11 protein-coding genes are annotated in these 12,302 nt (G+C 62.9%); all 11 read right to left on the bottom strand.

Going from position 1 to position 12,302, the window contains the following annotated elements; all coding sequences use genetic code 11:
* Positions 1–27: 27 nt before the first annotated feature.
* The 11 genes from pdeM to VWY60_RS12225 all read right to left on the bottom strand — a co-directional run bounded on the left by pdeM (position 28) and on the right by VWY60_RS12225 (position 12,283).
* Positions 28–714 carry a ligase-associated DNA damage response endonuclease PdeM gene (gene pdeM / locus VWY60_RS12275; RefSeq protein WP_340544620.1) on the bottom strand — a complete coding sequence of 229 codons (687 nt, stop codon included), beginning with the start codon at positions 712–714 and terminating at the stop codon, positions 28–30.
* 53 nt (positions 715–767) lie between these two features.
* Complete coding sequence (locus VWY60_RS12270) at positions 768–3,203, bottom strand: ligase-associated DNA damage response DEXH box helicase (protein WP_416540602.1); 2,436 nt, start codon at positions 3,201–3,203, stop codon at positions 768–770.
* Between the two features lie 75 nt (positions 3,204–3,278).
* Positions 3,279–4,586, bottom strand: a complete 1,308-nt coding sequence (locus VWY60_RS12265; protein WP_340544623.1) for an ATPase — start codon at positions 4,584–4,586, stop codon at positions 3,279–3,281.
* A gap of 182 nt (positions 4,587–4,768) precedes the next feature.
* Entirely contained in the window at positions 4,769–5,275 is a 507-nt protein-coding gene (locus VWY60_RS12260; protein WP_416537316.1) for an A24 family peptidase, read from the bottom strand.
* Between the two features lie 18 nt (positions 5,276–5,293).
* Positions 5,294–6,142: a tetratricopeptide repeat protein gene (locus tag VWY60_RS12255; protein ID WP_340544625.1), complete on the bottom strand. Its 849-nt coding sequence runs from the start codon at positions 6,140–6,142 to the stop codon at positions 5,294–5,296.
* A gap of 40 nt (positions 6,143–6,182) precedes the next feature.
* Positions 6,183–6,785 carry a tetratricopeptide repeat protein gene (locus VWY60_RS12250; protein ID WP_340544627.1) on the bottom strand — a complete coding sequence of 201 codons (603 nt, stop codon included), beginning with the start codon at positions 6,783–6,785 and terminating at the stop codon, positions 6,183–6,185.
* A 3-nt stretch (positions 6,786–6,788) separates the two neighbouring features.
* Positions 6,789–7,769 (bottom strand): type II secretion system F family protein, encoded by a 981-nt coding sequence (locus VWY60_RS12245; RefSeq protein ID WP_340544628.1) that lies wholly within the window; start codon positions 7,767–7,769, stop codon positions 6,789–6,791.
* A gap of 10 nt (positions 7,770–7,779) precedes the next feature.
* Positions 7,780–8,748: a type II secretion system F family protein gene (locus VWY60_RS12240; RefSeq protein ID WP_340544629.1), complete on the bottom strand. Its 969-nt coding sequence runs from the start codon at positions 8,746–8,748 to the stop codon at positions 7,780–7,782.
* Positions 8,748–10,190, bottom strand: a complete 1,443-nt coding sequence (locus VWY60_RS12235) for a CpaF family protein (protein WP_340544630.1) — start codon at positions 10,188–10,190, stop codon at positions 8,748–8,750. Before VWY60_RS12235 ends, VWY60_RS12240 begins: the two co-directional genes overlap by 1 nt.
* Positions 10,191–10,219: 29 nt before the next feature.
* Positions 10,220–11,452, bottom strand: a complete 1,233-nt coding sequence (locus tag VWY60_RS12230; RefSeq protein WP_340544631.1) for an AAA family ATPase — start codon at positions 11,450–11,452, stop codon at positions 10,220–10,222.
* A 204-nt stretch (positions 11,453–11,656) separates the two neighbouring features.
* On the bottom strand, positions 11,657–12,283 hold the full coding sequence (locus tag VWY60_RS12225; protein ID WP_340544632.1) for an OmpA family protein: 627 nt from the start codon (positions 12,281–12,283) through the stop codon (positions 11,657–11,659).
* Positions 12,284–12,302 lie beyond the last annotated feature (19 nt).

Raw genomic sequence — 12,302 nt, 5'->3', positions numbered from 1 at the left:
CGCTGCGCGCAGATCCGCCGCGGCGGGTCAGCGCGGCATCGGGCAGGGCAGCGGACGCGGGCCGGTGAGGATGGCGAGGGCCCGCGGCGCCATGAGATCCGAGAGTGCCGGGTTGGTGGTGCAGAGACCGCCGGTATAGGTGCCAAAGGCGGGCAGGATCAGGCGCTGGTGATCGGCCAGGAACGCAGGCCGGGCGCTGCCGCGCAGACGCGCCTTTGGATGGTAGTGGCCGGATATCTCGGCGGCAGCTTCGCCCGGGGTCTCAGCGCCGGTGTGGCTCTTGAAGGTGGGGTCGGCGATGTGACGAAACAGCAGCGGGCCGAGGGTCAGGCTGTCACAGGCGTCGCCCGCCAGCCCGCTGGGGGCAGGGTCGTGATTGCCGGTGATCCAGATCCAGCGATGAGCCGCGATCAGCTGGTCGAGACGGGTTTGGTCGGCATCTGACAAGGCGGCTGCCGCCGCGTCATCGTCGAAGCTGTCGCCGAGGCAGATGACCGTTTCGGGACGGGTCTGGTCAAGCACCGCTGCAAGACGCTGAAGGGTATCGCGGGTTTCATAGGGGGGCAGGGCCGGGCCGCCGCGCCGGAGCTGGCGTTCGGATTTGCCCAGATGCAGGTCGGAGACACAGAGCAGCCCCTGCGCCTGCCACCAGAGCGCACCAGCACCAAGCGCGGTGAGGCGCTGGCCTGCGAGGGAGAGATCATAGCCGGTCATGGCTGCTCTGATCGCCGGTTTTGCGGGACGGTGCAAGACGGCAGATTCAGCGGTCAGGGTGACGGCGCGCCGGGCGGAGCCAGCTCTGCCAGCCCGGCGCTGCGCATCAGCTCTTCGGTTTCGCGTTGCAGCAGCTTTTCCTGGGCGGCACCTTTCACCGGGACCTTGCCTGCCTCCAGCAGCAGCGGCGCGGCCAGCGGTGAGATCTGCGACAGCCGGTTGAGGGTGATGTTTCCCTTGATGCGGCTGAGCAGTTCCTCGATGCGGCCGAAATCCACCAGCCCGCCAAGCGCCTCCTGCCGGGTGATGTCCAAGAGCAGGTGATCGGGATCATATTTACGGAGCGTGTCGTAGAGGATGTCGGAGGAGAATGTCGCCTGTCGTCCGTTCTTGCGCTGGCCGGGGGTGTTGCGTTCGATCAGCCCCGCGATGGTGGCCACCGCGCGGAAGCTGCGTTTCATCACCGCATTGCCCGCGAGCCAGCCGTCCAGACCCGCGCGCAGCTCGGCAGGATCGAACAGCGGGGCGGGGTCGTCAACCGGGCTGAGTCCCCAGATCAGCGTGGCATAATCGGTGGCGACAAAGCCAAGCGGATCGAGCGACAGCTCTTCCATCCGTTTGGTCAGCAACAGACCGAGGGTCTGCATCGCATTGCGCCCGGCAAACCCGTAGATGCAGAGGTGTTCGCGGCCCCGGAAGGGAAAGCTTTCGAGCAGCAGCTGGCCCCGGCGGGGCATCTGTGAGACCTCGCGCTGTAGCGCCAGCCAGTCGGCGGTGTGCGGTGGCAGATCGGGCCAGCTGTCGCGTTGCAGGATATCGAGTATGCGGGTGCTGAGCTGGGTCGAGGTGGCAAATTTGGTGCCGGAGAAGACCGCGACCTTCGGTTTCCGGCTGGCATTGCGGCTGACCTCGACCGTCATTTCGCGCAGCGATTCATACCGTACGATCTGGCCGCCGATGAGGAAGGTGTCGCCCGGGGTGAGGGTGGCGGCAAAGCTCTCTTCGACCTCGCCAAGCGGTTTGCCGCCGCGGCTGCGTTTGAGTCGGACCTTCAGGAGGTCGGCGTCCTGAATGGTGCCAATGTTCATGCGGATGCGGCGGGCGGCGCGGGGGTCGCGCAGCTGCCACATCCCGTCGGGACGTTGCAGCAGCCGTTGCCACTGGTCATAGACCCGGAGGGCGTAACCGCCGGTGGCACAGAAATCGAGGCAGGCGTCGAATTCAGCCCGGCTGAGGCTGGCATAGGCGCCGGCTCCCGTGACCTCGGCATATAGCTCATCGGCGGCGAAGGGACCGGCGCAGGCGCGGATCAGGATGTGCTGACAGAGCACGTCGCGGGGGCCGGGTGTGCGCGGGCTGCCATCAAGCGTGCCTGCCTCCACCGCCTCAAGGGCGGCACGGCATTCCACCACCTCAAACCGGTTGGCCGGCACCAGAAGCGCCTTGGAGGGGGCATTGTAGCGGTGGTTGGCGCGGCCGATGCGCTGGACCAGCCGTTTCACGTTCTTCGGCGCGCCGATCTGGATCACCAGATCGACGTCCCCCCAGTCGATGCCCAGATCAAGCGAGCCGGTACAGACCACTGCGCGCAGCTCTCCGCGCACCATCGCTGCCTCGACCCGGTCCCGCTGCATCCGGTCGAGTGAGCCATGGTGAATGCCGATCGGCAGCGCGTCATCATTGGCAAGCCAGAGGTTGTGAAAGAAGATCTCTGCCTGGGCGCGGGTGTTGTGGAAGATCAGCGTGGTGTTATGCGCCTTGATCTGCTCAAGCACGGCGGGGATGGCATGGGCAGCGCCGCCCCCGGACCAGGGCGGGGCTGCATCCGTGTGCAGCATCTGGATATCGGCGGCGGGGCCGGGATCGGCCAGAACGATATCGCAGGGATCCGGGTGGCGGGCCAGATACTGCGCGATGGCGGCGGGATCATCGACGGTGGCCGAAAGGCCGACGCGGCGCATGTCCGGACAGATCGCCTGAAGCCGGGTCAGGGCGAGCATCAGCTGGTCGCCGCGCTTGCTCTCGGCGAGGGCGTGGATCTCGTCCAGTACCACTCGTTTCAGTCCCGCAAACATCCGCGGCGCGTCCTCATAGGAGGTGAGCAGGGCGAGGCTTTCAGGTGTGGTGAGCAGGATATGCGGCGGGTCGGCGCGCTGGCTGCGCTTGCGGGAGGCGGGCGTGTCACCGGTGCGGTCGTCGATGCGGATGGGCAGGCCCATCTCCTCGACCGGGGTGCGCAGGTTGCGTTTGATATCCGCCGCCAGCGCCTTCAGCGGCGAGACGTAGAGTGTGTGCAGCCCGCGGTGTTCGCCGGTTGCAAGATCGGCAAGAGTGGGCAGGAAACCCGCCATCGTCTTGCCGCCGCCGGTTGGGGCGATCAGCAGCGTTGTCGGATCATCCGCGCGCGCCAGCATCTCTTGCTGGTGCGGGTGAATGGTCCAGCCACGGTCGTGGAACCAGGCGGTGATGACATCGGGAAGACTGCTCATCCGACTTATCTAGGCGCGGTGGCAGAACTTTTCTAAACGTTCTGGTCAAAGTTTATCAAAAAACTTTGAGGTGGCTCATTTGACGATGTGTTCGTCCTTGACGAACATATTGGCCCAGGCGCGGTCGATGAGGTCGGGAGACATCTGATAGGGGATGCCTTCGAAATCGCAGATCGCCTTCATCTGGTCGATCAGGAACACCGGCTGATAATTGGCGTAGATATTGTCGATGGTCGGGTATTTGCGTTTCAGAAGATGCACCAGCGCCGCCTCGTCCAGGGGCACGCCTTTCTTCTGGGCGACCATGGCAAAGATCTTGAGGAAGTTTTCCTGATTTGGCCCGTCGATCTTGATCTTGAAAAAGATCCGCCGCAGCGCCGCCTGATCGAAGATCTCATTGGGGTGGAAGTTGGTGGAGAAGATCACCAGCGTGTCAAAGGGCACCTCGAATTTCTCGCCCGATTGCAGGGAGAGGATATCGCGGCCCTCTTCCAGCGGCACGATCCAGCGGTTGACCAGCGCCTGCGGTGATTCCGCCTGGCGGCCCAGGTCATCGACGATGAAGATGCCGCCGGTGGATTTCAGCTGCAGCGGCGCCTGATAGGTGCGCGCGGTTGGGTTGTAGACCAGATCCAGCATCGACAGGGACAGCTCGCCCCCGGTCACCACCGTGGGCCGTTCGCAGCAGACATAGCGGCTGTCAAAGCGGCGGGCGCGGCGCAGGCTGTTGGGGTCGTCCTCGGGCAGCGGCACGGCAGTGTGAACGATGGGATCATAGACCGTGATCACCTGACCGGCATATTCAATCGCGCGCGGCACGTAGACGTGATCCCCCAGCGCGTCGCGGATGCCGTTGGAGATGGAGGATTTCCCGTTGCCGGGCGGGCCATACATCAGGATCGAGCGGCCGGCGCTGACAGCGGGGCCGAGGTGGTCGAGCAGGCTGTCGGGCAGGACCAGATGGCCCATTGCACCGAGCAGTTGCTGGCGGGTGACCAGAATATTGCGGATTGACTGGCGTTTGACCTGTTCGCGGTAGATGTGCAGCGGCACCGGCATGGCGCCGTAATATTCGGACTGGCTGAGCGCATCCAGCGCGCGGGCTTTGCCCGCCTCGGTCAGCTGATAGCCCATTTCATTGCCGCTGTTGGCGTTGAGCGTACCGGTTGCCTCCAGCAGCTTCTGTTCGCGGGCGATATCGACCAGTTCCTGCGTCACCGGGATCGGCAGGCAGATGGCGGCGGCGATTTCGCTGACGTTTTCGCAGGTCTTGCGGAAAATGGTCTTGAGCAGGATATCCCGCATCATCACCATCGGGAGCTGCATCTGCTCCAGCCCGCGCGGGGTAGGGGGTGCCACTACGGCGGATGTCTGCATGTTCATGCTGCGGCCTGCCTGTCTCGATTGTTCAATGTTGCGCCCGGTGGCGCCTGACTGTTCAGACAAGAGTTTATTCAGCACTGTGGCACAAGCGGGGCAAAGCTGGTGCATTTCCGCGAAGGGGCGGGGCAGATGCAGCGCATTTTAGGAAATTGTCAGTCGGGGGCGATCTGGACCGGGATGCCTCAGACCGGAGCGCTCTGACCCAGCTGGCTGCCGAGCAGCAGATAGGCGACCAGCGTGCCGCCAAGGCAGAGGCCCATTGGAAACTTGCTGCCGACCTCCCAGCTCTTCCAATGCGGGGCGAGACGGCGCAGGGGGGTGTATTTCGCGATACGATGGGTGAGGAACCCGGCCAGCAGCATGGCCGAGAAGATCATCACCACCACCGAGAGATCGCCAAAGACCACAAAGGGCGCGGCGGCACCGGCGAATTTGGCGTCCCCTGCGCCGACCATGCCCGCGCTGTAGCACAGGAAGCCAAGGCCGATGCCGATGGGCAGATGCAGCAGCTGCCAGCCATAATCCGTCCAGCTCATCAGGAAGGGGCCGACAAGGACAAAGATCACGGCCAGAAGATCCACGGTCCAGTTCGGGATCCGCATATGGCGCAGGTCATTCAGCGCGACCACACAGCAGAGCGGCACCACAAAGGGCAGGAACCACAGGGCGACATGGGCCGAGATCAGCATGGGGTGGGGGCTCCGGTCTTAGCCGTTTTCCAGCGCAGCAAGTGCGCGCGCCGCCGCGTCGAAATGCTGCGGATGGGTCGAGATTGCCTGCCGCAGCAGGCTTTCGCCGGTCTGCACGTCGCCCTGTTTTACAGCCGATAGCGCCAGCGTGTGCAGCAGCTGGGCGCGTTCGACCTGATCCATCGGGATCACCGGCAGCGTGTAGTTGCGCTGCGCGCCACGGGCCAGCACCAGATTGTTCTTGGCGGTGAACAGCGACTGATCCTGGCGGATGGCATCGCCGAACAGGCGCTCGGCCTCGGCGTAATCGCCACGGGTCAGTTTCGAATAGCCCCAGTTGTTCATCACGCGGGCGGGCTGTGTCGTGAGGCCGACGGCGGTCTGGTAAAAGCTGTCGGAGCGTTTCCAGTCCTGTTCCGAGTCGGCGACCATCGCCTCCAGCCGGTAGCGTTTGTAGGTCTCATGGGTGGGCGGCACCTTGTCGAGAGTGGCCTTGGCCTCGTCCCAGTTGCTGGTGCGGATCAGCGCGTCGGCCAGTTCGATACGGTCCTCATCGGTGGCCTCGGGCAGCGAGACGACTTTTTTCCAGGCGGCGACCGCTTCGGTGTTGCGCTTGGCGCGGATCAGCGAGATCGCCAGCCCGCGGTTGAGGTCGATCCGGTCGGGTGCGGATTTGACGGTGCGCTGAAAATAGGTGACGGCTTCGTTTGGATCGGCAACCGTCAGCATCACATCGTTGAGATTGCTTTCGTCGACCACATTCACCTCCTGAAAGGCGCGGTCCACGGCTTCGGTGTCGTCCTTGGCGCAGGCCGACAGGACAAGCCCACCGACCAGACATGCGGATACGAAAATCTGCTGGCGCATGTTTTGCGTCCTCTGTGCTGCTCTGCCTCTAGGCCTTGCGTCACTGGGACGTGCGAATCAGGTAGCTGCCCCCTCCGCGTTGCACCAGTGCATAGCCTTTTTGTTGCGGATCACTATGCGTGTTCTGATCAAGTTTTGCGAGGGCAAGGCGGAAATTTTCACGGATTGCGTCACTTTCGCCATTATCGAGGGCAAAGGCGCGGCGCAGGGTCTGCTCGGCCTCCGGGTATTTCTGCCGCTCCATCAGCACGACGCCGAGATTGTTCATCGCCGCAGGCCAGTCGGGATCCTTTGCGACCGCGCGGCGCAGCTGGGTTTCGGCCTGACCCAGACGGCCCAGCCCCAGATTTGCGGTCCCGAGGCCAGAGAGCACCTCGGCGCTGAGACCCTCTTCCAATGCGGCGCGGGTAAAGGCATCCAGCGCCAGCTCATACTCGGCGGCGGCCATCAGACGGTGCCCGACAATAAGCCCGCTTTCGGCAGTGCCACGGGGATCAACGCCGGGCAGGGCGGGCGCGCCAAGGGGATCCTTTGGATCCGGTTTTCCGCCCGGCGACATGCAAGCCGCCACCAACGCAAGCGCGAGGGTGGCGGGGATCAGTCGATAGAGACGGGAGGGGATGGCCCAACCCAATGTCATCATGTGTTATTTGCTCATATTGCCCAGATTGGCGATGCCCTGTGCCGAGGGTCCGACCAGAATGATCAGCAGCGGCGGCACCGTCAGGGTCATTGTGGCAAGGGTCATTTTGGTTGGCAACTTGTTTGCGGCCTCTTCGGCGCGCATGACGCGCTTGTCCCGCATTTCGCTGGCATAGACCCGCAGTGCCTCGGCAATCGAGGTGCCGAAGGTGGCGGATTGGATCATCACGGTCACAAAGGAGGACACATCCTGCACGCCGCAGCGGGTGCCCATGTCGCGCATGACCTTATCCTTGTCCTTGCCGGCCTTCATCTCCTGGGCGACCACCTCGAATTCCTCGGCCAGCGCCGGGTAGGAGGCATGCAGCTCCTTGGCCACGCGCACAATCGCCTGATCCAGAGACTGACCTGCCTCGACGCAGACCAGCATCATGTCCAGCGCGTCAGGAAAGCCCGAGGTGATCTCCTGTTTGCGCTCCTCGATGCGGCGGGTGATCCAGTATTTCGGCAGCATATAGGCGGCGGCACCGGGGCCGATGATGCGGATCACCATCTGCTGGCTGTCATATTCCATGTCCGCATTCAGCACGTAGACATAGAACAGACCCGCGGCGAGACCGATGAGGCCAAGGGCAAACTGTGCAAAGTGGAAAAAGCGGACCGAGTCCTTGGACTGATAGCCGGCCTGACGCAGCTTCAGCTCCATCTTGGAGAGTTCGGCGGCGTCCTGCGGCTCCAGAAAGGAGGCGAATTTCTGCAGCTGCTCGTTGCGATCGGCCTGCCGCAGACGTTCCTTTTTCGGTTTGGTCTGGGTGCTGGCCGACATGCTTTTTTGCAGCTTCTTCAGCGGATCCTCGGGCTGGTTCAGCAGCAGCGGAATCGCCAGCAGGATCATGAAGAGGCCGATCAGCCCGACCACCAGAAGCGGGCCGAAGGGGCCAAGATGGGAGGTCAGCAGGTCGTTGATATCGCTCAGGGATGTCATGATTATTGCCTCACACCTTGATGTTCGTCAGCATCCGCATGACGAAGAGGTTGACGGTCAGCATGGCGCCCACAACAAAGCAGGCGGGAATGAACCAGGGATGGTCGATCACGCTGTCGTAATAGCCCGGATCCTTAGCCAGGATGCCGCCCAGACAGAACAGCGGAAAGCCGGAGAGGAATTTGCCGGACCACTGCGCCTCGGCGGTGATGGCCTTCACGCGGCGGAACAGGCGGAAGCGGGCGCGGATCACCTTGGCCAGACCGGCCAGCACCTCGGCGAGGTTGCCACCGGATTGCTGCTGGATGGTGACGGCCACGGCAAGGAAGCGCATGTCCTGCATGTCCAGACGTTCGGCCATTTCCTTCAGCGCCTCGCCGACATCGCGGCCATAGGCGCTTTCGTCGGCGATCACGCCAAATTCCGTGGCCAGCGGGTCTTCGACCTCATTGGCGACGATCTGCACGGCAGAGGAAAACGGATGGCCGACGCGCAGGGAGCGCACCATCAGTTCGACCGCATCGGGCAGCTGTTCCTCGATCATCGCCATGCGTTTGGCGGCTTTTTTGTTGACCCAGAAGAACACGGCGCCGACGCCGATGATCACCGAGGCCAGCAGGCGCAGCGGCAGTTCGGCGCTGGTGCCGACGCTGAGACCGACAAAGGCGATGGCCGCGACGCCGCCCATGATCATGATCAGCTGGCGCGGTGAGAAGGCGATGGCCGCCTTCTGAGCGCGTTCAGCCAGCAGCGAATAGAGCGGGATCGACTTGGCGCTCATATGCTGGCGCATTTCCTTGCGCAGCTGTTCCAGCACCTGTTCGCGGTTGCCGCCCTTGTCCATCATTTCCAGACGGCGGTTCACGCGGCTGTTGAGGCTGATGGATTTGCCGAATGTCACCAGGTAGAGACCTTCAACCAGCACCAAGACGCCGATGAAGATCAGGCCGTAGATGATCGGTTCTGCACTCAGTTGCATCAGCGGGCCTCCATCACGGTGGGTTCATAGATCGACGCGGGCAGGTCATAGCCCCAGAGGCGGAAGCGCTCGGAGTAGTGGCTGCGCACGCCGGTGGCGGTGAAATGGCCGATGATCTTGTTGTCCGGGGTCAGGCCGACGCGCTGGAAGCGGAAGATTTCCTGCATCGAGATCACATCGCCCTCCATGCCGGTGATTTCGGTGATCGAGGTCATGCGGCGCGACCCGTCCTGAAGGCGCGAGGCCTGCACGATGATGTTGACCGCCGATGCGATCTGGCTGCGTACCGCCTTGATCGGCATTTCGATGCCGGCCATGGCGATCATGTTTTCCAGGCGCGAGATGCCGTCGCGGGCGGAGTTGGCGTGGATCGTGGTCATGGACCCGTCGTGGCCGGTGTTCATCGCCTGCAACATGTCGATGACCTCCTCGCCGCGGGTCTCGCCCACGATGATCCGGTCCGGGCGCATCCGCAGGGCGTTCTTGAGACAGTCGCGGGGGGAAACCTCGCCGCGACCCTCGACGTTGGGCGGGCGGCTTTCCATCCGGCCCACATGGGTCTGTTGCAGCTGAAGTTCCGCCGTATCCTCGATGGTCAGGATACGTTCGGCATTGTCGATGAAGGACGATAGCGCATTGAGCGTGGTGGTCTTACCAGAGCCGGTCCCGCCGGAAACGATGACATTCAGGCGCGTGGAGACAGCGGCCTGAAGATAGGCGGCCATCTCTTCGGTGAAGGCGCCGAAGCCGACCAGATCGTCAATGCCCAGCTTGTCCTTTTTGAATTTACGGATCGACACCAGCGAGCCATCGACCGCGACCGGCGGCACCATGGCGTTAAAGCGCGAGCCGTCGGCAAGACGGGCGTCCACGTAAGGGTTGCTTTCATCGACACGGCGACCCACGGCGGAGACGATCTTGTCGATGATCCGCATCAGGTGCTTTTCATCCTTGAATGTGACATCCGACATCTGCAGCTTGCCGTCGCGTTCGACAAAAACCTGATGCGGGCCGTTTACAAGGATATCGTTGACCGTATCGTCCTGAAGCAGGGTTTCCAGCGGGCCAAGGCCGGTGACCTCGTCATAGAGTTCCTTGGTCAGGGTCTGGCGGTCCTCGCGGTTGAGAACGATGCCTTTTTCCTCAAGGATTTCGGTGGCGATGGAGGAAATCTCGGCGCGCAGTTCCGCCTCGCTGGCGCGTTCCAGTGCTGCGAGGTTCAGGTTGTCCAGCAGCTCGCGGTGGAGCTGGATCTTGATCTCACCCATCCGCTCCTTGCGCTTGCGTTCCTTGTCCGCCGGGGCGGCCTCGGCGGGAGTGCCGACCATTGGTCGGCGCATGGAGACGGCCGGAGCGGCTTTTTGCGGGGCGGGCGTGGCCACGGGCGCCGGCTGCGCCGCAGCGCGGGGGGTGGCGGATTGTTTTTTATACTTCGAGAACATGAAAGGAACGCCCCTGGTTAAATCTGGGTTCAGGCCGCCGCAGCGTCGCTTTGACCGAGGTCATGCAGCGATTGGGCCAGTTTCAGAACTTCCTTGCGTAGCGGGTTCTTGGCGGCCGAGCTGGCCAGCGGGGTGCCGTGGTCGCAGGCCTGCGCAACCTGTTTGCCGCCGTCGGGCAGCTGCAGGTCGATGGAAATACCCAAGGATTCCGCCATACGCTTGACGCGGCTCTTGCCGCTGAGGTCGGTGAACTTCGGTGCGCGGTTCAATGCGAAGCGCAGCTTTTCAAACGGCAGCTCCTCCGATTGCAGAGCGCGTTTCAGGCGCAGCGCATTCTGCGCCGACCGCATGTCCAGCTCGACCATGGAGAAATAGACATGCGCCATATTGAGAACGGTTTCAGACCATTGCACCAGCGTGTGGGGCATGTCGATGACGACAAAATCAAAATGGCTGCGCGCCAGCGTTACCACCCGCTCGATATCTTCGGGGGTGATGAATTCCAGCGGGATCATATCCACCGGCGCCGTCAGCACCTGTAGCTTGTCCTCATAGGTGACCAGCGCCTGGCCAAAGATGTCTTCGTCGAGATTCTCGGTATCGCTCAGCATCTCCATCACCACCTCGCGGCGCGGCAGGTCGAGATAGGTTGCGACGGACCCGTATTGCAGGTCAAAATCCAGAAGGCAGACGCGCGGGGTCTCCGATGTGGAAAGCTGCGCCAGCTCCCAGGCGAGATTTACCGCCAGCGTGGTTGAACCGCTGCCGCCGGCCAGACCGTGGCAGACGATGACCGCGCCGTCGCGCTGGCTGCCGGTTTTCAGAGCGTGCTGCGGTTGGGCGGTGCGTTCGGCCTCGGCCAGGCGCAGCCGTTCGATGGCGGCCTGCAACTCCCCCTCGGGCAGCGGGTAGGGGATGAATTCATCGGCCCCCTGGCGCAGCAGGCTGTGCAGTGCGGCGGGGGTCACGTCCTCGGCAATCAGGATCACCTTGATATTGCGGGACTTTGCCTCGGTGATGATGGTGCCCATCAATTGCAGATTGTCTTCGTCGGCGCTGTCCAGCGCCAGCGCCACAAATTCCAGCGCTTCGGCTTCGCTCTGGTTGAAGAAGGCCAGCGCCTCGGTAAAGCCGAGATCGCCCCAGGCTTCGCCCATGGTGGCTTCCATGTCTTCGATCAGCAGGTCAAAGTTCTGCACGTCGCGGCTGATCGTGCAGGCAACAATCGCGTTCGCTTCTGTCTGCGGCATACCACTGCTCATCACCGTAATCCTTCTCTCGGGGCGTGTCGCACCATGTTGGCCAGAGCACGCTAGCACGCACGTCCGGCATTTGGACGCACATTACCTCTTGAGAACAATGTCGGTGAAGATCTGGGCGAGATTGGGGCCAAGGCGGCCCATTTGTGGGGAATTCCTAATGAAGCCTGAACAGGGTTAACCGCGGTCAACCCTGTCGTCCTGCGCTTATTCCAGGGTGGTCCTGATCGACCGTTCGCTGGTCAGAGAGGTGCGTGGCACCGCGCTTTCGACATATTCGCGGTAGATGATCTGCGCATATTTTCCATCCAGAACAGTGGGATGGCGCTTCAGGAAACCGCTGACCTCAGTCACGGTGCGACGGTTGCGGCGTTCGCGGTCGGAGGTGGGGATCAGAGGCTGCGTTTCGCCAAAGGACACGACTGCCTCCAAGCGACTGCGGCTGATGCCCCGCGAGACGAGATAGGCGACGGCGGCACGGGCGCGGCGCAGGCCCAGGGCCTTGTTGTAGCTTGCAGAGCCGACGGCGTCGGTATGGCCGAAGACACGGAATCGCACCTCCGGGAACTGTCTGATCCAATGGGCCTGCTGATCCAGCACGGCGCGGGCGTTGCCATCCAGCTGCGCGCTGTCAAAGGCAAAGGTGATCGTATTTGGCACTTCCTCGGCAAACCGGGTGGCGAGCTGGATCGCAAAGTCGCGCTCTCCGGCCATCACGGCGGCGTTGGAATTGGTCGCATTGCCAAAGACCGAGCGGTCCAGCGGTTCGCCCGCTTCATATCCGCAGGCGGCAACTGTCAGGGACAGGCCAAGGAGTGCTGCATATCTGATCATCTGCCCCATGTTCCTCTGC

Origin of the sequence: Phaeobacter sp. JH20_26 (assembly GCF_048056275.1) — a bacterium.
In the GTDB taxonomy this organism is placed as follows: Bacteria; Pseudomonadota; Alphaproteobacteria; order Rhodobacterales; family Rhodobacteraceae; genus Phaeobacter; species Phaeobacter bryozoorum.
This window is presented reverse-complemented; position numbering and strand designations above follow the sequence as displayed.